The sequence below is a fragment of the Paenibacillus sp. JT22N7 genome, from assembly GCF_059383875.1.
The window spans coordinates 407,675-429,744 of the sequence record NZ_JBXENY010000001.1 but is presented as its reverse complement, the minus strand read 5'-3'; the positions used below and the strand labels follow the sequence as shown (position 1 = coordinate 429,744).

Annotated in this window: 18 protein-coding genes and 2 pseudogenes; 4 read left to right on the top strand and 16 right to left on the bottom strand. The window is 48.8% G+C overall.

Features of this window, described 5'->3' with window-relative positions; all coding sequences use genetic code 11:
• Positions 1–1,581, bottom strand: a complete 1,581-nt coding sequence (locus AC50Y5_RS01875) for a helix-turn-helix domain-containing protein (RefSeq protein ID WP_494858072.1) — start codon at positions 1,579–1,581, stop codon at positions 1–3.
• An 85-nt stretch (positions 1,582–1,666) separates the two neighbouring features.
• On the opposite strand from AC50Y5_RS01875, the pseudogene AC50Y5_RS01870 reads away from it, so the two are divergent.
• From AC50Y5_RS01870 to AC50Y5_RS01860, 3 genes and pseudogenes are all read left to right on the top strand, one after another.
• Positions 1,667–2,005, top strand: a pseudogene (locus AC50Y5_RS01870) (MFS transporter); the annotation flags it as partial.
• Positions 2,006–2,033: 28 nt separating this feature from the next.
• Positions 2,034–3,062, top strand: a complete 1,029-nt coding sequence (locus AC50Y5_RS01865) for an IucA/IucC family protein (RefSeq protein WP_494858067.1) — start codon at positions 2,034–2,036, stop codon at positions 3,060–3,062.
• Positions 3,019–3,603 (top strand): annotated as a pseudogene (locus AC50Y5_RS01860) (IucA/IucC family C-terminal-domain containing protein). Before AC50Y5_RS01865 ends, AC50Y5_RS01860 begins: the two are co-directional and overlap by 44 nt.
• A 391-nt stretch (positions 3,604–3,994) precedes the next feature.
• Here AC50Y5_RS01860 and AC50Y5_RS01855 read toward each other — a convergent pair.
• From AC50Y5_RS01855 to AC50Y5_RS01800, 12 genes are all read right to left on the bottom strand, one after another.
• Complete coding sequence (locus AC50Y5_RS01855) at positions 3,995–4,921, bottom strand: ABC transporter ATP-binding protein (RefSeq protein ID WP_056029987.1); 927 nt, start codon at positions 4,919–4,921, stop codon at positions 3,995–3,997.
• The gene (locus AC50Y5_RS01850) at positions 4,885–5,988 is read right to left on the bottom strand and encodes an ABC transporter ATP-binding protein (RefSeq protein WP_494858065.1); all 1,104 of its coding nucleotides are present in this window, start codon (positions 5,986–5,988) and stop codon (positions 4,885–4,887) included. Before AC50Y5_RS01850 ends, AC50Y5_RS01855 begins: the two co-directional genes overlap by 37 nt.
• Before the next feature lie 13 nt (positions 5,989–6,001).
• Positions 6,002–7,021 carry an oligopeptide ABC transporter permease gene (opp3C, locus tag AC50Y5_RS01845; protein ID WP_494858063.1) on the bottom strand — a complete coding sequence of 340 codons (1,020 nt, stop codon included), beginning with the start codon at positions 7,019–7,021 and terminating at the stop codon, positions 6,002–6,004.
• The gene (locus tag AC50Y5_RS01840; RefSeq protein ID WP_494858061.1) at positions 7,014–7,955 is read right to left on the bottom strand and encodes an ABC transporter permease; all 942 of its coding nucleotides are present in this window, start codon (positions 7,953–7,955) and stop codon (positions 7,014–7,016) included. Before AC50Y5_RS01840 ends, opp3C begins: the two co-directional genes overlap by 8 nt.
• 132 nt (positions 7,956–8,087) lie before the next feature.
• Positions 8,088–9,773: a peptide ABC transporter substrate-binding protein gene (locus AC50Y5_RS01835; RefSeq protein ID WP_494858059.1), complete on the bottom strand. Its 1,686-nt coding sequence runs from the start codon at positions 9,771–9,773 to the stop codon at positions 8,088–8,090.
• Positions 9,774–9,989: 216 nt separating this feature from the next.
• Positions 9,990–11,486 (bottom strand): monooxygenase, encoded by a 1,497-nt coding sequence (locus AC50Y5_RS01830; protein WP_494858057.1) that lies wholly within the window; start codon positions 11,484–11,486, stop codon positions 9,990–9,992.
• 30 nt (positions 11,487–11,516) lie between these two features.
• Positions 11,517–12,023: a MarR family transcriptional regulator gene (locus tag AC50Y5_RS01825; RefSeq protein ID WP_056030006.1), complete on the bottom strand. Its 507-nt coding sequence runs from the start codon at positions 12,021–12,023 to the stop codon at positions 11,517–11,519.
• A 99-nt stretch (positions 12,024–12,122) separates the two neighbouring features.
• The gene (locus AC50Y5_RS01820) at positions 12,123–12,683 is read right to left on the bottom strand and encodes a nitroreductase family protein (protein ID WP_494858055.1); all 561 of its coding nucleotides are present in this window, start codon (positions 12,681–12,683) and stop codon (positions 12,123–12,125) included.
• A 369-nt stretch (positions 12,684–13,052) separates the two neighbouring features.
• Positions 13,053–14,036, bottom strand: coding sequence for a glycoside hydrolase family 43 protein (locus tag AC50Y5_RS01815; RefSeq protein ID WP_494858053.1), 984 nt, complete (start codon positions 14,034–14,036; stop codon positions 13,053–13,055).
• A gap of 22 nt (positions 14,037–14,058) precedes the next feature.
• Positions 14,059–14,904, bottom strand: a complete 846-nt coding sequence (locus tag AC50Y5_RS01810; protein ID WP_494858051.1) for a carbohydrate ABC transporter permease — start codon at positions 14,902–14,904, stop codon at positions 14,059–14,061.
• Positions 14,901–15,758, bottom strand: coding sequence for a carbohydrate ABC transporter permease (locus AC50Y5_RS01805; protein ID WP_494858049.1), 858 nt, complete (start codon positions 15,756–15,758; stop codon positions 14,901–14,903). Before AC50Y5_RS01805 ends, AC50Y5_RS01810 begins: the two co-directional genes overlap by 4 nt.
• A gap of 81 nt (positions 15,759–15,839) precedes the next feature.
• Positions 15,840–17,186, bottom strand: a complete 1,347-nt coding sequence (locus AC50Y5_RS01800; protein ID WP_494858047.1) for an ABC transporter substrate-binding protein — start codon at positions 17,184–17,186, stop codon at positions 15,840–15,842.
• Positions 17,187–17,375: 189 nt separating this feature from the next.
• Between AC50Y5_RS01800 and AC50Y5_RS01795 the strand changes: the two genes are divergently transcribed.
• A complete protein-coding gene (locus AC50Y5_RS01795; protein WP_494858045.1) occupies positions 17,376–18,449 on the top strand; it encodes a GntR family transcriptional regulator in 1,074 nt (357 codons plus the stop codon).
• Between the two features lie 116 nt (positions 18,450–18,565).
• Here AC50Y5_RS01795 and AC50Y5_RS01790 read toward each other — a convergent pair whose 3' ends face one another.
• The 3 genes from AC50Y5_RS01790 to AC50Y5_RS01780 form a co-directional block, all read right to left on the bottom strand.
• Positions 18,566–19,630, bottom strand: a complete 1,065-nt coding sequence (locus AC50Y5_RS01790; protein ID WP_056030024.1) for an LLM class flavin-dependent oxidoreductase — start codon at positions 19,628–19,630, stop codon at positions 18,566–18,568.
• Between the two features lie 192 nt (positions 19,631–19,822).
• Complete coding sequence (locus tag AC50Y5_RS01785; RefSeq protein ID WP_494858043.1) at positions 19,823–20,959, bottom strand: SMP-30/gluconolactonase/LRE family protein; 1,137 nt, start codon at positions 20,957–20,959, stop codon at positions 19,823–19,825.
• Between the two features lie 42 nt (positions 20,960–21,001).
• Positions 21,002–21,781, bottom strand: a complete 780-nt coding sequence (locus AC50Y5_RS01780; protein WP_494858041.1) for an SDR family NAD(P)-dependent oxidoreductase — start codon at positions 21,779–21,781, stop codon at positions 21,002–21,004.
• Positions 21,782–22,070: the final 289 nt, after the last annotated feature.

Here is a 22,070-nt window from a genome sequence, read left to right as displayed (position 1 = left end):
CTATTTTGCCAGCAAATCAATGAGCTTTTTTATAATATACTGCCTTCCTAACGGTGTCCAGCTCATGACGAACCAGTTAGGAATCGCATGTATATTTCCCTCTTGAATGGCACCTGTCTCCTGCCACGCAGCTGTTTGTGTCATCCGCTTGAATATTTCCTCGCTGCCTGCCAGCACATGATGCTTCTGAATAAACAAATGCTCGGTGTCCAGTACAGGCAACGCTTCCGGCGGAATTTCCAGCCTCCACATCTCTTCAGGCACTTGTCCACCCGGCTTTAGAGCAAGCTCTTTATAAATGAGTTCATTGAGTGGATGGGCTGTTTTTCCTTGAATGCCAACCGCCCGGTGACTAACCTGCATAACCGTAATCCGTTGCTCGCCCATCGAATGATGCAGCAGCCGCTTGGCATCTTCAATACTTAAATCCAGACGGGTCAGCACCGCTTCGGCTTCACGCTCCCGGTTTACAAGCTCGGCAATTTTCACAAAGTTTCGTTTCCAATCCCACACGGAAAAATCGAGAAAATACGGTGTTGCGATTTGCTTAAAGCTGTCCTTAAGATGCAAATGGTAATGATCTGCAATAATTAAATCGCACTTGGAACGCTTTAGCTCGCTAAGCTGCTCAATCAACTGTTTGCTATACGCCTGTTCCCCTATCCCTGGATATTGAAACAAATCGACGACGCATACAGGCTCGATGCCGATGGACTGCAAATGCTCGTGAAAGCCAAGTGAAGAAGCGACCGCGATTTTCATCGTTCCGCGCTTCATATAAACGGTTGGCGATACGCCGACTAAACGCTGAAACATGCGGCTAAAATAAAACTCACTGCGAAAGCCGACGAAATCAGCCACTTCCTTCACGCGCCGATCTTCCTGATCGAGTATTTGCTTCGCCTTATCCATCCGGATTTGATTTAAATATTCAATAGGGCTTGCGACCTTCATTTTGCGAAAAAGGCGGGAGTAAGCGGTTGTCGTCATTTCGGCAGCCTCAGCCAAATGGTCAATGCTTATTTTTCCCATATAGTTTTCTTTCATATAAATAATGCTGCGCTCAATTCGCTCATCGCTCGCTTCACGCTGCTCCGGTGCATTTGCAATAATAAAGCTAATAAATTCTTCTAACAACAGCCGCAAGGAAAAAGCATCCGCCCTCGCTGCTCCTTTGCTTTGGTCATACATATGCAGCAATCGTTGAAGCACCTGCTGCGGCTGGCGAATAGCAATATGGCCCGGCAAAAAAGCGCCAGACAGCGATAATGCTTTTACCCCTTCAAACTTTTTGCCTTCCTTCACGAGCATAACAGGCTGGAAAAAAAGACCGTAATACGTAATCAGGCTGCAGCGGTCCGGAACATCAATGATCATTCCCGGCACTAATAAATACAGCTCGAAGGGGCGAATTCTGCACAATACGCCATCTATTAAGAGGCTTGCTTCGCCTTCTAAAATAAAACACAGCACATGCACGCCTATCCGATGGCTGCCTGCTCCTTGATGAACGGGAAACTTCCGTTTCCGCAAGGATGAAAATAAATAGAGCTGATTCGTCTTCGAAGAACGCAACGGCATTCGGTTTAGCATCGACCTTTCGTAAAACCGTGACAATTTCTTCTATCGGCCCGCACGCAATTTCACCGCAGCCGGGCTACTATGCGCCCTTTGCATCATCGCCCAGACGCTGCCTTTTGGCTTGATCTGGCTTTTTATTGTCCGTTTTCTGCAAGGCTTTTTTTACAGTGCATTATTGCAAACCGTCATGCTTTCTGTCCTCAAAACCTCATCCGACCATGACAGAGGCGTTAAAATCGGGGCAACAAACAGCCTCCTCATGGCAGGACAAATTTCCGGGCCAACCATTGGTGTCTTTATTGGCGCTCAGCTAGGCCTGTCTTCTGTCTTTTTGGTGATGGGAGGCTTCATGCTGCTCGCCTCTATGCTTGTCTGGTTTCCCGCTGCCCATATTCGGCAGCAAAAACATTTTTCCGCCCAATAAATCAGCGTTTGAAAGGAGCTAATCCAACATGCCGCAAGCTCAAATAAACCAAGTTACTTTATCTAGCCCATCCGTTCAGCTCTCGGAAAAAGAAAGCATCAGCCGCTTGTTAAATGCCTATCTTCGCGAATCGGGGCAATTCGAGCCTAGCGATGTTTCCTTTTTTCATCCTGAAATAACGAAAGTCATTTGGCTCCCGCACACGAAGCTTGGAATCTATGGAACTGTTCTGCATTTGTCTGCGGGCGGCCACCATGTGTTGGGGGAGCACTTTTATACAAAGGAAGCACAGCAATGGAAAAAAAACTCGTTCGCCGAAGTGATTCAGCTTGTGCTGGATGAAATTTGCTTCGCCCAGGCAGACTCAGCGTCTAAATCGCAAAAACGGGCGGAGCTGGAAGCCCTTATTCATAACAGCCAGCAGCGTTTAAATCACTATTTGGCTTATGCCGCTGAGCAGGAGCGCGAACAAGGGGAGCGGCTCCTTGATTTCCGCTATTTGGAGCAGGCGCTACTTTGCGGACATCCCTTTCATCCGACTCCAAAAAGCCTGCAAGGCTTCACCGATAACGATTCACAGGCTTATTCGCCAGAATTCGGCGCCGCCTTCACGCTTCACTGCTTTGCTGCGGCAGCTGAATATATTGCGGAGGATTGGCTTGGCGAACAATCGAATGAGGAGCACTTCGCGTGGATTCCACCTGCGATGAAAGCGGCAGCCGAAGCGAAGCTTGGCGCGGCGAGCGGCGATTATAGGCTTCTGCCTTGCCATCCTTGGCAGGCAGAATATGTACGCAGCCTTGCGCCTGTGCAAAAATTGCTGGAGCAAGGAATGCTTGTAGATTTAGGGGATACCGGGCCACTCGTATACCCGACCTCATCTGTGCGAACGGTATGGAACCCGGAGCAAGCTTGCTTTTACAAGCTGTCGCTGCACATTCGGATTACGAATTTCATTCGTGAGAATACGCCCGAGCAGCTGCTGCGAACGCTTGACGCCTCAAGGGCGATTGATGCTATTCGAGAGGAGTATACGACGGAGTCATTTGCAGCCTGACTGGACAAATTGGCTGCGCCAATATTTGCACTTGTCGATGAAGCCGCTGCTGCATTTATACGCGGAAACGGGCATAAGCCTGGAAGCGCATGTGTAAAATGCGATGCTCCGCTTGCACCAAGGCATGCCCAGCACTTTTTATGTTAGAGATCTTGAGGGCATTAGCATTAACGTTGAATTGGCCAAGCAGCGGGGCTGGATTAACACCTTGCTGCGGGAAGACAGCCCTGTCCTCTATTCCGAGGAGCAGGCGCGCCATCGCTTAAAATATTATTTTTTCGTTAACCATCTCTCTCATCTAATTGCACGAATTTCGTATTATAGCGGGAAGGAAGAGCAGGTGTACTGGGCGATCGCAAGCGACGTGCTGCAAGAAATCAAGCAAGCATCCTCCCATGCGCTTTTGCACAATCTTATTCAAGATTTATTAACCAGCGCTACGCTCCCGGCAAAGGCAAATCTGCTCAGCCGTTTTCACCAGCGCGGCGAAACGCCCTTATATGTGGAAATACCGAATCCAATGCGCATAGATGAAACATAAAATTCGCCTTTTCAATTGTAATTAAATGTGGGAGTTGTTTAATAGACAACTCCCTTTCTCCCTTCCAGCATAGATACATGCTTCGCGGCGCTTTGGGCCATTATCCCCTTAGCTCAGAAAGCTTGAAGGCTGCGGCTGGAGATACCAACAGCCTGCCTCCCAACAACAGAAATGAACAAAGAAGAGGTTAATTACGAGGGGTAAGACGTGTTAACCTGCACATGCGGCTCTTCTGAGCTAAGGGGATAACAGCTGTAAGCAACCGAGAATTAGCAAACGCTAACCGATTGAGCACAAAAAACATACAACCATTAGCAAACCATAAAAACAACAAACAGCTCATTGCTAACTATGCTGCCAGCCCCTTTTATCGCATGCCGCTTGCATTCATTTATCTGCCGATCCACAATGAAAAATCCTCCTCGGTAGCAAGCACGCTGTGAGTCGCCGAAACGGCCTGCTCCGTCCCTCTCGCATAATCGATCCCGCTGCTTGCATAGTCGTAGGAGAGGGTGACTCTCGTTTTTTCCTTCAACGGATTGGCATGGGGAATCGCCGACAACAGCGACTTCGTATACGGATGTACGGGGCGCTCGAAAATATCCTCCGTCGTTCCCGTCTCGACTAAATAGCCTAAATGCAGCACACCGATTCGATCAGAAATATATCTGACCATCGATAAATCATGGGAAATGAACAAAAAGGCTGTGTTTGTTTCCTCTTGAATGCTCTTAAGCAAATTCACAACCTGCGCCTGAATCGACACATCGAGGGCGCTGATCGCCTCATCGGCGATAATAAGCCCCGGCTCCATAATAAGTGCCCGGGCTATGCCTATGCGCTGCCGCTGTCCGCCCGAAAACTGGTGCGGATAACGGTTTGCATGCTCGCGCGACAGCCCTACTTTTTCGAGTATGCGCTCTACCTTCTCTTGGCGCTCCTGCTTCGTTCGGTACAGCTTATGAATGTCCAGCCCCTGCGCAATAATGTCGATTACTTTTTTCCGCGGATTAAGCGAGGCCATCGGATCTTGAAAAATCATCTGCATCTTGGTGCGCAGCAGCGTCTGCTCCTTCTCCCTCAGCGTCCCGGAAATATCCGCACCTTGAAAAGAAATCGCGCCCGCCGTTGGCTCATACAGCCGAATAATCGTTCGCCCAATCGTCGACTTGCCGCTGCCTGACTCTCCTACGAGCCCATAGGTTTCCCCTTTATGGATGTCAAAGGAAACCCCATTTACCGCCTTCACTGTATAATGCTTGCTTACTCTAAAATGCTGCTTCAGATCAGCAACTCGTAAGATGGTTTCTCTTCCCACTCGCTCCCCACCTCCTTCGCCACCCTGCCCGATCTCGCTTTCAGCGTCTCTGACATTTCGATCTTCGGCGCATTCTCATGCAGCAGCCAGGTCGCCGCATAATGCGTGTCCGTAACTTTAAACATGGGCGGCTCCAGCTTAAAATCAATGTTTAGCGCATGGACATTTCGCGGTGCGAACGCATCCCCAGTAATGGGATGAAGCAAATTCGGCGGACTGCCGGGAATCGTGTACAGCTTTTCATTCGGCGAGCCCATGTCCGGCATTGAGGAAAGCAGCCCCCATGTATATGGGTGGCGAGGATCGTAAAAAATTTCTTCCACCGTCCCCCGCTCAATCATTTTTCCCGCGTACATGACCGTCACATAGTCGGCTACCTTCGCAACGACGCCTAAATCATGCGTGATATAGATGACCGAAATGCCCGTTTTCGCTTGAATCGTTTTTATCAGCTCTAAAATTTTAGCCTGAATCGTCACATCAAGCGCCGTCGTTGGCTCATCGCAAATGAGCACCTCCGGGTCGCAGGCGAGCATAATCGCTATGACGACACGCTGACGCATGCCGCCGGACAGCTGATGCGGGTAGCATTTCATCCGCTTCTCAGGATCGCTTATACCAACGAGATGCAGCAGTTCCAGCGCCCGCTTGCGCGCTTCGGAGCGGTTTTTTTTCAAATGGATGATTATGCTTTCCATAATTTGGTTGCCGACGGTCATCGTCGGATTCAGCGACGTCATCGGATCTTGAAACACCATGGCGATTCGCCTGCCATTGATTTGCGAGCGCATTTCCTTTTGTGACAGCTTAAGCAGATCCTGGGTCACACGCTTGCCATTATCCTCATAGTGAAATAGGATAGAGCCGGCATTAATTTGCCCATTGCTGCTCAAGATTCGCATGATTGCCTTTACCGTAACGGACTTTCCGCTGCCAGATTCCCCGACAATCGCGACCGTTTCCCCTTTGCGCAATTCAAGATCCACTCCGCGTATGGCATTTACGAGCCCACTCGCCGTTTGAAACGAGATCGATAAATTACGGATTGAAAGCACCGTTTCGCTCATCTGCTTCCCCCTCCTAGCTTTCTTTCATTTTCGGATCAAGCGCATCGCGCAGCCCGTCTGCGAGCAGATTGAAGCTCAGCATCAGCAGCGCCAGTACAACGACCGGGGCGACAATCATATACGGATAAATCGTCATCGACTTGAAGCTTTCGCTAATGAGCGAGCCTAATGACGCCATGGGCTGAGGAATGCCCAGACCGATAAACGCCAGAAAAGCTTCGGTAAAGATCGCGCTAGGAACTGAAAACATCGACATAATAATGATTTGCCCGAAAATATTCGGTAAAATATCTTTGAAAATAATACGGAAATGACCCGCCCCGAGCGTTCGGGACGCGAGCACAAACTCCTGTTCCTTCAGCTTTAAAATTTGCGCCCGTGCTACCCGGCTCATCCCAATCCAGCCTGTAATCATTAAGGCGAGCGTTATCGTTACAAACCCCGGCTTTAGCACGACAATGAGCAGCGTCACAATGACCAAATTCGGGATGCCACTTAAAATTTCAATAAATCGCTGCATGACATTGTCAACCGAACGGCCGAAATAACCGGAAACAAGGCCATAACACATGCCGATCATCATATCTACTGCAACGGCAATTACCGCAATGTACAAGGAAATGCGCGTCCCCTCCCAGGTACGGGTCCATAAATCGCGCCCCAACGTATCGGTGCCGAAAATATAATAAACATCGGTCAGCCCTTTCTCCTCGTACACATGAACCCCATTGGCTACTCCATTAAAAATAAAAAAGGTATCCAAGCCTTCAATGCGCGGAGGCAAGCTTTTATGCTTAATATGGATTGATTTATACGTGTGCTCATTCATCATCGGCCCGAAGGCGGCGAAAAAAGAAATGATAATAATAATGACTAGGCCAATAACCGCACCTTTATTCGCCTTAAACCGCAGAAAAGCGTCCCTCCCATACGATTGGCTCGTATAGGTATAATCGATTTGCGCGCGCTCGCTATTGCCAGCAAGCTCGAAGTCGCCACCTGTACCTGTATAAGATTGAACCGGATTACCCATGCTTCTCCCCCTTCGCCAAACGAATGCGCGGATCGATGACGCCATATAAAATATCTACAGCCAGCATAATCGCAATAAACATCATGCTGTAAAGGAAGGATACGGCGATGATGACGTTGTAGTCATTGATTTGAATCGCCGTCACGAGCAAACTGCCGATGCCGGGAATAGCGAAAATCTGTTCAATAACGAGACTGCCGGTCATTAAAGCGACAACGAGCGGCGCCAGCACCGTAATAATGGGAATGAGCGCATTACGCAGCGCATGAACAATAATCAGCCTCACGCTTCCCACTCCCTTGCTCTCCGATAGCCGTATGTATTCTGAGCTAAGCACTTCAATCATTTCAGAGCGAGTAAAACGGGCAACGGTCGCAATCGTAAACATCGAAAGGGCAATCGTTGGCAGCACGGTAGACACAAACGGCGATGCAGAGCTATATAAGAGCGGAAACCACTTGAGCTTCCATCCCAAAAAATACGACAAGGCAAGGGCAAATACATAAGAGGGAAAGCTGACACCAATGACCGAAACAAAAGTCGTCAGGCTGTCGGCAAAGCTATTGTGCTTAAGAGCGGCTACAATGCCGAGAAGCAATCCAATCGCCGTTCCCAGCAGCACGGCCTGAAACCCGATTTGTATGGATACGGGCAGACGCGCCTCCAGCATGGCGGAAATCGGCATATTTTTCTGAATGACATAGGAAACGCCGAAATCACCGCTCAGCATCGCTTTAATATAATGGACAAAGCGATTAAACACGGGCTGGTCAAGGCCATATTTGGCATCCAGCACGGCCCGCTGCGCCTGGGTAATTTTCTCATCGTTAAACGGCGAGCCCGGCATAAGCTCCAGCATAAGGAAGAGCGCCAGCAAAATAACGAGCAGAGTCACAACGGCTAAGCCTAATCTTTTTAACACATAGTTTCGCAATCGTTTCACCTCTCAAGCGTAAACGGCTGTCGCCGTCCTCTGGCGGCAAAGCTATCGTTTCGCGATGAAATGCCGGATCACAGCTGCTTGAACTTCCGCTTCTGCGATCCGGCCCTTCAAGGAATCAGCCCGTTATTGTTTGTCAGCTAATTTGTAAGAAATGCTGCCACCTATAGCGCCAAGATTAACTCCACTTACCTCCGGTTTAATTAAAATAGCGTTGCCCTTCTGATATACAGGGAAGATAACCGCTTGCTCCAGCACTTTCGCTTCCAGCTGCTTTAACGCTTCCCACCGTTCCTCAGGCTTGCTGGCCAGATCGCCTCTGCTCACCCGATCCGCGAGCTCATCATAGGCTTTATCGCTCCATTTGCCAAAATTGTTCGGATTGTCCGTCGTCCACATCGCCAGATAGGTCATCGGATCGTTATAATCTGGCCCCCATCTGGTCAGGCCCACTTCATATTCGCCGTTGTACATCAGCTCGACACGATTTTTCTTCGGCTGGGACTTGAGCGCAAAGGTTACGCCGGGCAGCGTCGTTTCGATTTCCGATTGAATGTACTGCGATACGAGCGTCGCCGATTCCGTATCCTCGAACAGCAGCTCCAGCTCAATGGCATCAATGCCAAGCTCAGCTTTCGCTTTTTCCCAATATTTCAGTGCTTCTTCTTTATTGCCCGATGGATAGCTGCCTGCCGTTTCCCTAAAGTCCTTCCCATCCGGCCCGGTCGCCAGAAGCTGCGGAACGGCAAAGTCTGCTACGATGGAGCCATCCTTCAATATCTCATCTACTACCGCTGTTTTGTCATAAGCAAGCGCGAGCGCTTTGCGCAAATTGATATTTTCAAGACCGGGAACCTTCTGATTCGGTGACAAATACCATAAGAAGCCTGTCAGCACACTATGGTATTCAGGACTTTGCTGATAGTTTGCAATTTGTTCGCCTGAGAGGGCGACATAATCGATGTCTCCATTTTCGTAGGCGAGGACAGATTGCTGGGTGTCTTTAATAATTTTATAGTTTAGGCCATCCAGCTTCACACTGGCTGCATCATAGTAGTCATTATTTTTTTCCAAATAAAAGGTTGTGCCGCCGACCTCCCAGGTTTTCAGCTTGAACGGGCCATTCGCCAGCAGCGCTTCAGGAGTCAAGGCGTATTCCGTGCCTTTCTCCTTCAAGAAGGCTTCATTTACAGGAAAGAAAGAAGGAAAAGCGATTACAGAGTTAAAGAAGGGAATGGGGCGTTCAAGCTCCACCGTCAGCGTCTTGTCATCAACAGCCTTTACGCCAAGCTCGTCGAAGCTTTTCTCGCCGGCAATGATGGCATCGGCATTTTTCAAACCGGCTACTCCTGCGATGAAGCTGTATTCACTAGCCGTTTCTGGATTAACAAGGCGCTTCCATGCAAATTCAAAATCATGCGCTGTAACCGGAGTGCCATTGGACCACTTCGCATCTCGCAGCGTAAACGTATAATGGAGGCCGTCCTCGCTCAAATCTACCTTTGCAGCTAAAGCCAGTTGGGGCACGCGATCCTCATCAATCGTATACAAGCCTTCTGTTGTAGCGGCAATCACTTCGAAGGACAGCCCGTCTGTCGCAATGGCGGAATCCATCGACGCAAGCTCCACATCTTTCCCCAAATTAAGCACCTTCAGTGGTGAAGGACTTGCTTCTGGCGCCAGGCTCTCTGAAGGGGCACTAGAGCTTTCAGCTGAAGCGGGCGTCGTACCCGAGCTCTGCTTTGCGCTTGTGCAGCCTGCTAATAATAAAAGGACCGAAAATAGGGCGATTGTTATCTTTACTTTTTTCAACAAGGTTTCCTCCCCAAATGCTAGAAATAAAAAGGAATCTCATTCCATGTAAAATTCAGGATGTTTCAACCTTTTTATGCATTATACAAGTCGATTTTTTTAAAGTCAACTAATCTTATCGGAATTATAAAATTAATTGATATAACGATAGAAAAATCAAATAACCCCTATCTCGGCAGCGAGACAGGGGAATTAGACAAGCCATTCAATGATTACTTAACCAGGCTCACACCAGCGGGCAAGTCCTGCATTGACCGCCTCCAGCGGCGCCGTTTCTGTACGGTCAATCGCCCACGCAATATAGCCATCTGGGCGAATCAATGCCGTATGGACATTTTCCCAATCGGTAGCCGCTTCTGCTATAGAAGCTTGCACGCCTTCCACATGCCCATATTTCTCCCAGTCGACTAGCTCGCCAAATTGGGGATCACCCGCAAGGTGTAGCAATACATAGGAGCCAGCATGCATGAGCTTATAAGATTTCAGAAGAGAGCCGCTCTCCAGCCTCAACGTAAGCTCCGAGAATCGGCGTCCATTCAGGGCATGCGGCGGAGAGTGCGGGTCGGGCGCATAGCCCACATTAAAGGCTGAAATTTGGTCAGACAGCAACGCATTGGCTTCGGGAATTTGCAGAAGGGATGACATTAGCTTTCTTAAATCCATTACGCCCGGAAGCTGTCTAATCAATAGAGCCTGCGCTTCGGTATTGCGGAGCAGCGCCGTGCTGACAGGGTAACGTTCCTCATGATAGCTATCCAAAAGCCAGTCCGGGGCCCAGCCATTCAGCTTGGCAGCCAGCTTCCAGCCCAAATTCACAGCCTCCTGCAAACCGACATTCATCCCCTGCCCTCCTGCTGGGAGATGAATATGCGCCGCATCTCCGGCCAGGAAAACCCGGTTTTTGCTAAAATGCTCAGCCTGGCGAGTTGCATTGCCGAATCGCGAGAGCCACTGCGCTTCTCGAATACCAAAATCTTGTCCATAAACACGCAGCATGCTGGACTTCAGTTCATCCAGTGTTACTGGTTCATCTTTAGGAATCGCCATCCGCTCGGTATCAAACACAATAACCCGGTAAATGTGCTTAGTCACAGGTACAATCATGATGCCGCCCTGCTCCGTAAATTGGGATACGGTTTTGCCTGGCTCAAGATCGGGCAGTTTGACGTCTCCAAGCATACAGGTAAAAGTAGCATCCGTTCCTAGAAATGCGATCCCCAGTTGTTTGCGGACAAGGCTCCCCCCGCCATCAGCGCCCACAGCGTATTCAGAAGTCAGCCTATATTCCCCTTCCGCTCCTATCGCCGTCACTTCAACACCTTCGTCGTGCTGGCGGATCGATTTCACTTCCGTTTCCCGGAAAATAGCTACCCCTAGCACTTTTGCCCGTTCCTCCAGCAGCTTCTCGGTTTCACTTTGCGCCAGAAATAATGTATAGTTCGAGGCTGAATCCAAAATCGAAAAATCCAACGGCGTTGGGAGGCCGGCAAAATGCCCTCTTGGAATCGGCCTCCCCCTCTCCAGCAGTTCCGGCGTCATGCCTCGCATATCTAAAATCTCCAATGTGCGAGGATGAATGGTTAATGCCCGGGAATAAGGCGTTGTTTCCTTCAACCGCTCCAGCAAGCACACTTTTACATTAGCTAATGCCAGTTCAGAGGCTACCATCAAGCCGACCGGTCCACCTCCTACCACAATTACGCCATAATGCATCTTTCATCACACCTTTCCATCGATTATTCATCAGGTTTGCTCCGTTATCTTTGCAATGCTTTGCTCATAAAAACCGATCAAATCCAGCAGAAACCGCTTGACCACTTCAAGCTCGGCCTCGCTATAGGCATGCAAAATCCCCATAAATTGCGCTTGCGCCTTATCATGTATCTCTTCATGAATGGCATACAGCTGCTTGCCCGGCGAGGTCAGACGAAAAAAAACTTCCTTTTTGTTGTCGTTTAATTGTGTCCTACGTACCCAGCCGTTTTTGAGAAGGCGATTCGTCACCTTGGAGATATTTCCTTTGCTCAGTGCCATTTTATCAGCAATTGCCGTCAAATTAAGCGGCTCATGCTGCCCGATGCAGGCTACCACATGAATCTCCGTCATATTAAGCGGCGTATCGAATTCAATGCTTTTGCGCAGCTCCTGTAAAAACAAGCTACCTTCCTCCTGCTCAAACTGCTCCTGCTGATGCAGCAGCTTTATCAGCATTTCATAAACATATTGCTTGTTCATTTGATGTTTTTCCACGCGTAACCCATCCTTTTTAGCTTCACTCCTTTCAGTATAACGCATAAATTGTTTCAAAGGAAACAATTTGACCAATAAAAAATGTCCCGCAGCAGCAGATTACAGAACGGTTAGTTTCTTTTCAGCAGGTGTCCGGGTCTTCGCTTTCGGAATTTTATCATAATAGCCCATATGCAGTATACCGACTATTCGCTCTCCCGGCTTGACGCCGATGCCTTCACAAAACAACGGAGAATGGATACATTCAAGCGTCGACCAAACCATCCCAATCCCTTGCTCCCAAGCGAGCAGTTGAAAATTTTGGATAAGGCAGCTGACAGCCGCAAAATCCTCCTCCTGCTTATGGGCATCTTTGTCTGCTTTCATCACAACAATTAAAAAGGCCGGGGTTTTGCTGTAATGCTGCGACATCATTTGCTTCATCTTTCCTGGCATCAGCTTAAGGCGCTTCAGATGGGACATCGATTCCATCATGAGATCGACCATCCTGGCTTTGGCCTCCATACGCTGGGCTGCAATAAAGCGCCAAGGCTCCCGCAATCCATGATTAGGTGCCCACACGGCATCATTTAACAATTGGAGAAGCAGCTCCGTCGCAATCGGTTTATCGTTAAACTGCCGAATGCTCCGTCTTTCCCGAATCGTAACTGCAATGCTCATTGAAATGCCCTCCTTCATTTTATTTTTCGCTCCAGAAATTTTGTTTCGAAGGAAACAATCCAACTATAGAAAGAGAATTAAATTCCGAAACCTCGTGTAAATTGTTTCCCTTGAAACAATTTAATCACAACTATCTGCCATTCGTCAATAAAGGGTTGAAACTGGTCGCCGCGCCAAAACCTATCGCTCCATTCCGCAATCAAAAAAACAAGAAGTGTCTTCAAACCGCTAAACCACTAAACGAGGGATTGATAGCGTGATTCCAGCCGTTCTAGACGGATAAGCCGCTTTTGCCCTATCATCGTTTGTGAATCGCCCTGTTTGAAGACACTCCCTAGCTAACTTCATTTTTTGATCATGACAGAGGCATTAGGAAGGATCGTCAGCTTCCGGTTCACCGAATACCGGATTCCCATCCTCATCCCAGTCGATTTTTTTTATTCTGGCATGGCGATTGGGGTCATACAGTGGATTGCCCACAATCTCCTTATAGCTCCGCGCATGATAGACAAGCACATTCTCCAGCCCGTCCTCCGCAACCGTGAAGCAGCTATGTCCAGGTCCGTATTGCCCTGTCTGCTCGCTCGTCTGAAACACCGGCTGTGGCGATTTGCTCCAAGCAGCCGCATCAAGCGGATCACAGTCCGCATTTGCTGTCAGAAGTCCCATGCAATAATGATGATCCGTTGCGCTTGCGGAATAGGTGATAAACAGCTTGCCGTTTCGCGCTAGCACGGCTGGCCCTTCGTTCACCTTGAAGCCTATGATTTCCCATGAAAGCTCCGGCTTCGTCAGAAGCACCTGCTCGCCGCGCAGCGTCCAAGGATTTTCCAGCTCTGAAATATACAAATTGGAATTGCCTGCAATATGCGGCGCTTTCTGCGCCCATACCAGATACTGCTTGCCCTTATGAGAGAAGCTGGTCGCATCAAGCGCGAACGTGTCCCAGGCGGTATGGATTTTTCCCTTCTCCGTCCAATTGCCTTCCAGCGGATTGGACGAAGCATTTTCAAGGACAAACATGCGATGGTTGAATAAGCCGTCAACGATTTCCTCGGAAGGCGCCGCCGCAAAATAGATATACCATTTTTCTTCAATAAAATGAATTTCCGGTGCCCAGATTAAAGCGCTCATTAGCCCAATGCCTGGCTTCGTCCATACAACGACTGGCGTACTTTCGGCAAGCTCCGTCAGCCCCTTTGCCCTGCGCAGCTCAATTCGGTCGAATTCAGGCACGGATGCTGTAAAATAATAATATCCGTCCGAATGCCGGTAAATCCACGGGTCCGCTCTTTGTTCGATAAAGGGATTAGGAAAAAGCTGTTTATTTACTGGATTAGCTGCATCTTTCATCGTTGTGAGCCTCATTTCGTCGTTAGCCTTTTACCGCGCCCGCCGTTACGCCGCCAATAATATAGCGCTGAGCGAATCCGTAGAAGATCATAATAGGAATCATGGACAGGATAATAGCTGCGAATGCCATATTCACCTGAGACGTATATTCGCCGAAAAACTGGAATTGCACGAGCGGCAGCGTGGAAACCGCTTTTTTCTGCACAAGCACCATAGAAACAACAAAATCGTTCCACGCCCCCAGGGCGCTAAGTACGATGATCGTCATGTTAATAGGCTTCAGCAGCGGAAAAATAATACTAAAAAACGTACGATACCGTGAAGCTCCGTCCAGCAAAGCCGACTCTTCCAGCTCCCTCGGAACCGTCTTGATAAAGCCGACATAAAGGAAGCAAAAATAACCGATTTGCACGCCCGTCAACGAGGTGATGAGCCCCGGCAGCGTATTCAAAATATGAAGGTCCGCCCAGGTTTTGTATAGCGGAAACATCAGCACCTGAAACGGCAGCATAATGCTCGACATAAATAAATAATAGAAAAACGTATAAAAGCGGTTATTGTTTCGGGCAATGACGTAAGCTCCCATGGAACAGACGAGAATCGTCAGAGCAACCGTCGCCGACGTTGTCACCACACTGTTGCGCAGCGCAAGGAAAAAGTTGGAGGCTTCAATAGCATCCGCATAATTGCTCCATGAAATGTGCTTGGGAAAGCTGAGCGGACTTTCGGCCGTCTCCATCGGTGTCTTAATGGAATAGACGATTGCGATATAGAAGGGGAACAAGAACAGCAGGCCAATTGCATAAAGGATAGCAATGCGAATTCGTTCCACCCACTTAGACTGTTTGGTAGCTCGCGATGTGTTCAATATTCCACCTCTCTTCTGCGGAAATAGCCGGTAACGAGAACGGTAATAATGAGAATGAACGCGAAAAGCACAATGGCGGACATCTGCCCGTAGCCTGCCTTGAAATAAGGGAATTCGTAATTGTACACATACATAGCCATCGTCTGGGAAGACGTTCCTGGACCACCTTTTGTCGCAACCATCGAATAATCAAATTGCCTCAAGCCTGTACCGAGCCACAAAGGAATGCAATACGTAAAGGCAGGCATCAGCAATGGGATTGTAATGCTGCGGAACTGCTGTACGATGCCAGCGCCATCGATGCGGGCCGATTCATACATATCTTTCGGAATGGTTTGCAGGCCCGCATAATAGATGACCATCGCCAGACCAACCTCTTTCCAAACAGCAATGATGACAATGCCCAGCATGGCAGTTGAAGGATTGCCAAGCAGACCGCTATCGGTGTGGAATAAAATCGGATAAATATCACTGTAAATATAGCGCCAAATAATGGAGGCCAACACAAGGCTGATGACCATCGGCATAAAAATGAACGTCTTTAACAGGTTGACCCCTTTGAATTTGGTATTGAGTGCCACGGCTAGCAAAAGACCCAATACGTTCACGAGAATTGTCGTTGAAAAAGCGAAAAACAACGTATTTTTAATCGGCTCGATAGCATCGGTGTCGCTGAACAGCAGCTTGAGGTTGCGCAAGCCAACATAGTCATAGGTTGGGCTGATGCCATCCCAATTGGTAAACGCAATGTTCAGCCCGCGGAAAAAGGGGAAAATGACAACTAAAGAAAAAAATAAAAGAGCCGGAATCAGGAACGTAAAGGTTACGAGGTTGTTTTTGTATAGTCTCTTCATCCACTCACCGCCAAATCTTTAATAAGAATGTAGAGCTTTTCGGCGCCCCTATACGATTCAAGCGCCGAAAAGCTAGAGCTGTTAATTCATTTTATTGATTTTTGCAAAGCCATCATCCAGCTTCTTAATCGTCTCATCCACATTGCGCTCGGCAGGGTCGGTAACGAGGAAGAAGGTCATCACTTTTTGCCATGTATCGTCATATTGGCCGTACCAAAGCGGCTTCACCTGATTGTTGACAATTTTTCCGGATTGGAAAACGGCTTGGAACTCAGCCGAGATCGGGTCCTGCTGCGCTGGTTTAATATCTTTGGATATCGTACTGATGGTCTGTACGCCATCCGCCCAAATTTGCGCTCCCTCATCGGAGGCCATAAAATCAAAGAATTTTTTCGCCAGCTCGACATTCGCCGACTTGGCCCCGATCATCCATGTGTCATCCGTGGAATACGTCATGTAGTTGTCTTCTGGATTATCAGTCGCCGGGTACATAAACACTCCGAAATTGCCACTTGGATTGTAACTGCGAATGCTGCCAATCGCAAAGCTGCCCATAATATCCATCGCTGCTTTGCCTTGTGCAAAATATTGCAGGGAACGGTCATAATCAATATCTTTCGCGTCGCTGTTCGCATAGGCGCTAAGCTGGTTTACGCGCTGCAGGAAGTCTTTATAGCCAGCAACGTCCGAGAAGCTTTTTTCGCCAGCTATAATTTTGCTCGCATAATCTGGGTTGTTCACGAGCAGCGTCCCCCACATGTCCGGCCACATAAAGCTCATGTAGGAAGCTCCATCCTTCCATGAGGCTGCAAATGGCGTAATCCCTTTGGATTGCAGCGTCTCCGCAGCCTTCAGCAGCTCCGAATAGGTTTTCGGCACCTCAACGCCTGCCTCTTTAAATAAATCCTTGTTGTAAATGACGGCATTCGTCATCAAGTCAATCGGCAAACCGTATACCTTGCCTTCATAAGTGACATTTGGAATATAGGCTGGGTCGACCCTTTTAACAAAAGTCTCATTCGTGACGTCCAGGAAGGCTCCAGCCTTCGTCATGTCAACCATGCCTGCAGGGCGTCCAAATATAATGTCAGGCGTATCTCCTGCGCTGACTTTCAACTTAATGTTATCGTTGTATTTATCTACCGGCATAACCGAGATATCGAAGCTTACGTTTGGATTCAGCTCAGTGAATTTGTCTGTCAGCTTCTTGAAGGTATCTACCTTCGGCTTCTCAACCATGTAGTGAACGACGCTCAGCGTAACTTTCTCACCTGCGTCTGTTTTAGCAGGAGCGGACGCCTGCTCCGATGGAGATGCACCTGTCTTGGAGGAATCCTCATTGCCATTGCTTGCACTTCCGCAACCAGATAACATCGTTACTGCCAAAAACAAGGTGCTTGCCATTGATAACGCTTTCGCTTTTCTCATTTTGTTGACCTCCGCTTTAGTTATGGATGGGCATTTCGAATTGTAACCGCTTTCTATTTGGATTATAGAATAAAAAATAGCGATATTATATATCCAATTGGTTATAAAAATCACTTAATTATATTTTTCTTTTAACTCCCTCTATTTTGATGATATAGTATAATTATCTTTCCTTTTGAGGTGGCGCCAATGGGCAAATTGCCTTTATACAAACAAATACAAAGCTATTACAGAGAGCGGATTTTAACAGGCGAATTGCGCTACAAGGACAGAGTTCCTTCCGAGCAAGAAATTATGGAGGAATTCCGGGTCAGCAAAATTACGGTGAAAAATGCCTTGATCTCGCTGGCGGAAGAAGGACTGATCACCCGTATACAAGGAAAGGGCACCTTCGTCGCTCAAGTGAATGAAAAGGCTCTCAGCGTGAAATCGGAGCAGCAAAGCCGCCCGCCTGCCGAAGGTTTGAATGACATTATTGGGTTTATTATTCCTACTCTGAAGACGAAGGTCATTCAAAAGCTGGTCGATTACGTAGAGCTTCATGCGAAGGAAGCCGGGTACCAGACGATTTTGCATATTACGAGGGAGTCCTCTGTGGAAGAGTCAAAAGCGATTAACAAATTGACCGAAATCGGGGTAAAGGGAATTATCGTTTTCCCAACCGAGGACGAGAAATACAACGAATCGCTGCTGCGATTATCGCTCGATAAGTTTCCCTTTGTATTTATTGACCGTTACCTGCGAAACATTGATACTTATCAAATTATTTCAGATAACGCAGCCGGGTCCTACGAGACGATCAATTATTTATTAAGCAAAGGGCATCAAAATATTGCTTTAATCTCGCCCGACAATACGAATACAGCGATTGAAGACCGCACGCTGGGCTTTGAGAAGGCATATATCGATAAACGTATCTCCATTGACAAAACACTGTGGTGCCATGTTCCGCTCGATATTTTACGTACAGACCAAGCCGAGCCATACGTCACGGCCTTCCTTAGCCTTCATCCCGAGGTGAGCGCCATCTACGCTTTATCCGCCGAAACGGCTCAAATTGCCTATCAATCGCTTGGGAAGCTTGACCGCCGGGAAACCGAAATCGTCTCCTTCGATAATCCCGACCTTCCGGGCATTTCCTATGTCAGCCAAAACGAAAATCGGCTTGCCCAAGCAGCTGTCACCTTGCTTAAATCGCAAATGGAGGGAGAATATTTGCCGCAGCAAACCGTCATTGAAGTAGAGCTGATCTTATTTGACTAGCTGCACCAGCTGCCATAGAATGAGAAAAAAACCGTTTCAAACCAAGTAAAGCCAAGAGGAAATTCCTCCTGGCTTTACTCGGCTTGACGGCAAAACGTTGCAGTATTGCCTGACTATCAGACCTTCTGGTACGAGAATAACGGTTTGCCTTCCCAAACCTTGCTCGGAATTTCCCGCTTCAATACCGGAATGACATCAGCGGCAAAACGCTCCATCTGCTCGCGCTGCTCCGCCTCCGTCAGCCCATCCACGCTTATGCTCAGCACCTCGTGCCCAAACGCTTGTTGATAATCCAAAATCTTCTCAATCACATGCTCCGCACTGCCGACAAGGGCGGGACCATTCGCAATATTATCCTCCAAATCCTTGAACGGCGATTGATTATGCTTCGCAGAATCCGTTGACTGAAAAGCGTTATAATAGGGGCGGTAGCGCCTAATCGCTTCTTCATTCGTGTCCGCCAAATATAAGCTGCCGGCTCCCGAGCCAACGACCGCATCCTTCGGATCATGCCCGTAAAACGCCCAGCGCTCACGGTAATGATCAATCAGCGCCTTATATTTCGCCTGTGGATGAAAGCTGTTGGAGGAAAAAATCGGCTCTCCGTATTTAGCCGCCAGCTCCGTCGATAGCGGGCTCGATGCGCTCCCATGCCAGATTGGAATGCGCGCTTGGAAGGGGCGCGGCTGCGTCGTCACCTTGTCGAGCGGAGTGCGGTAGCGGCCTTCCCAGCTTACCTCTTCCTCGGTCCATAGCCGATTAAGCAGGGCATACCGCTCCGCCATCGATTCCCACTGCTCCTCTTCCGTAATGCCAAACAGCGGATAATGCCGCGGATCATTGCCCTTGCCAATAATGAGCTCCAGCCGCCCGCCGGACAGATGGTCCAGCGTTGCATAATCCTCGGCTACGCGCACCGGGTCAAGCACGCTCAATACGGTAACTGTCGTAAGCAGACGAATGCGCGACGTTCTGGCGGCAATCGCCGTGAGAATGACCGGAGGCGACGAGGACAAAAACGGCGCGCCATGCCGCTCCCCCACCCCATAAGCGTCAAAGCCAAGCTTTTCTGCCAGCACCGCCTGATTTAGCACATTTTGAAATTTTTGCTGCGTGGTGAGCGCCTCTCCAGTGACGGCATTGGGAATATTCATCAGCAAGCTGAATAAAGCAAATTTCATGCTTGTGGCTCCTTTCAGGATAAAAAGTCAATATACCACTATTCACATGATTATAATATGAATTAAGTTAAATTCACCTTATCACCTGTTTCCTGCTGCCGTCTAATAGAGATTATTGATTTTCCAATTTAAATAATGAATACGAAAACGAATGGCACTGGGCTCGCGGAAAAGTCGGGGCTCTTTGGATAGTTACTGGGACAAAGGCACGCGATACACGCCTTCACTGCCGCCTGGCGCAGTCCCGATATATAAATAACCGTTATGATTGACCGCTGTCGTTATGCCATAAAGCGTGCCCTCCGGGTCATGCCAGCTCTCAAGCAGCTCCCCTTGCGGGCTGTATTTGGCGACAAGCCCATGCTTCACCGGGGCGCTGGCACCACTCAGCAGCGCTTGCGGCACTTTAGCCATCAGTCCAGCCAGCCACGGGCTGCTGTGCATTTGATCGGCAAACGCCAAGCGGGTCGTGAAAATGCCGACCCAGAAGTTCCCTTGTGCATCGCGCGTTACATTGTCCGGGAAGCCCGCCATATTTTCAGCAAAAATATCCGCCGTCCCCTGCTTCTCGCCCGCAAGCCAATAACGGGTCATCTGATAGTGATACGACTCCGCCACCAGTACATAATCCTCATCAGCAGACAGCGCAATTCCATTGGCAAAATAAAGACCGTCCAGCAGCACCGAGGTTTGCTTCGTCGCCGGATCATATTTCAGCAGCCGTCCATGCGGCTTGTTTTCCGCCATCTCCTTAAAGCTCACCTTGCCATAATTCGATGTATCTGAAAAATAAACCGTGCCATCCTTCGCGATATCGAGCTCATTGGCTAAATAAATCGGCTCGCCATCGACCGAATCGGCAAGCAGCTCTACCTCCCCTGCTGGAGATATCTTCAGCAGGCCTTTCTGTACATCGGTCACAATAAGATTCCCGTCAGCATCAAACATCATGCCATTGGGTGTTCCTTGCGTATCTGCAAATACTTCTGCCTGACCGGGATTGCCCTGCGCATCGAACGGAACCTTATAGATTTTACCGTCGGAATCGCCTGTATAGAGCTGTCCCTCCTTATCAAAGGTAATAAACTCTGGAAAATGCGGGGCATCCGTAACCAGTTGGGCGGAGCTGAGCTTGTCGTTCTGCTGCCAAGGCCCTTCCGCCTCGAAATCAGGCGCGGTTGGCGCGATCCATTTTACCGGGTCGACTGGGGATGGTATTGCAACAAACACCAGCGCACCTGCCACGAGCAGCCCTACTAGGGATAAGGCCACCCGGCTGATGATTTTTCTTTTGGCGGAAGCTTTCGGTTTTTTCACGGTAGTTGTCATTTAAATAACTCCTCTAAGTTGATGTAATAGCTACTGGGATGGTTAGCGCGGCTTCAGCATGCCGCCTACGATCCGAAGCGACTGCCTGCGAGTAACGAAGCGGGACATCTGCGCACCGAGGTAATTTTGCATACCCGGTACAAAATACGACTTGCCTTGCGCCAGCTTGCGCAGCGCCTCCTTGACGATTCTTTCCGGTGTGTCTTTTTTCCCGACGGAAGCGGATTCCGTACCTACGACCTTAAAGAAATCCGTATCGGTCGAGCCGGGACAGAAGGCAAAAAATTTCACGCCGCGGTTGCGATTTTCCCACGATAGAGCATCCGTGAACGATAAGACAAAAGCTTTCGTCGCCCCGTAGACGGCCATATAAGGAAGCGGCTGAAAGCCCGCAGTGGAAGCTACATTAATGACGGTTCCTGAGCTTCTGCGCAGCATGCCCGGCAAAAACAGATGGGTCAGGCTCACTACCGCTGCAACATTGAGCATAATCTCCTCATGCTGGCGCTCGCCCGATACTTGCTCGAACAAACCATGTGTAGCAAAGCCTGCATTATTAATAAGCAGCTCAATATCCAGCTTCAGCTGCTGGCATTGCTGATACAGCTCGCTCGGCGCACCCTCCTTGGACAGATCCAGCGCAATGACCTTTGCTTGTATGCCGTGCTTCTTGCTAAGCTCGGTGGCCAGACTTTTCAGCTTGCTCTCCGACCGCGCTACAAGCACCAAATGGCTGCCTTTCTCGGCCAATTGTCTGGCGAACTGCTCTCCTATACCTGATGATGCCCCCGTAACAAGTGTCCATTTTCCTTGAATATTCATATAACGTCCTCCTATTGATATACAATGTAATTTTAAAGAAACACTGTTACCAAACCTTTAAAAATAAGCACCATTACCGTGGGTTAGCCAAGTGAGTTTTTGTTTGGTAACAGTGTTTCTTTATAGAACCATAGTAATTCAGTCTGTACATACTGTCAATGCTTTTTTATCAATAAATAAAATTCCTCTACAGCCGGTTTCTAAGCTGCTCGGCCGACCTTCCACCATACTCCGCTTCCAGCCTGCTGTTTATTCGCATTGACAAGCCCTCCCCGTCTGTATAGAATTT

Coding starts and splice junctions, on each gene's coding strand:
- AC50Y5_RS01875 (WP_494858072.1), bottom strand. CDS start 1,581: ATGCCGTTGCGTTCTTCGAAGACGAATCAGCTCTATTTATTTTCATCC.
- AC50Y5_RS01865 (WP_494858067.1), top strand. CDS start 2,034: ATGCCGCAAGCTCAAATAAACCAAGTTACTTTATCTAGCCCATCCGTT.
- AC50Y5_RS01850 (WP_494858065.1), bottom strand. CDS start 5,988: ATGAGCGAAACGGTGCTTTCAATCCGTAATTTATCGATCTCGTTTCAA.
- opp3C (WP_494858063.1), bottom strand. CDS start 7,021: ATGGGTAATCCGGTTCAATCTTATACAGGTACAGGTGGCGACTTCGAG.
- AC50Y5_RS01830 (WP_494858057.1), bottom strand. CDS start 11,486: ATGCATTATGGCGTAATTGTGGTAGGAGGTGGACCGGTCGGCTTGATG.
- AC50Y5_RS01820 (WP_494858055.1), bottom strand. CDS start 12,683: ATGAGCATTGCAGTTACGATTCGGGAAAGACGGAGCATTCGGCAGTTT.
- AC50Y5_RS01815 (WP_494858053.1), bottom strand. CDS start 14,036: ATGAAAGATGCAGCTAATCCAGTAAATAAACAGCTTTTTCCTAATCCC.
- AC50Y5_RS01805 (WP_494858049.1), bottom strand. CDS start 15,758: ATGAAGAGACTATACAAAAACAACCTCGTAACCTTTACGTTCCTGATT.
- AC50Y5_RS01800 (WP_494858047.1), bottom strand. CDS start 17,186: ATGAGAAAAGCGAAAGCGTTATCAATGGCAAGCACCTTGTTTTTGGCA.
- AC50Y5_RS01795 (WP_494858045.1), top strand. CDS start 17,376: ATGGGCAAATTGCCTTTATACAAACAAATACAAAGCTATTACAGAGAG.
- AC50Y5_RS01790 (WP_056030024.1), bottom strand. CDS start 19,630: ATGAAATTTGCTTTATTCAGCTTGCTGATGAATATTCCCAATGCCGTC.
- AC50Y5_RS01785 (WP_494858043.1), bottom strand. CDS start 20,959: ATGACAACTACCGTGAAAAAACCGAAAGCTTCCGCCAAAAGAAAAATC.
- AC50Y5_RS01780 (WP_494858041.1), bottom strand. CDS start 21,781: ATGAATATTCAAGGAAAATGGACACTTGTTACGGGGGCATCATCAGGT.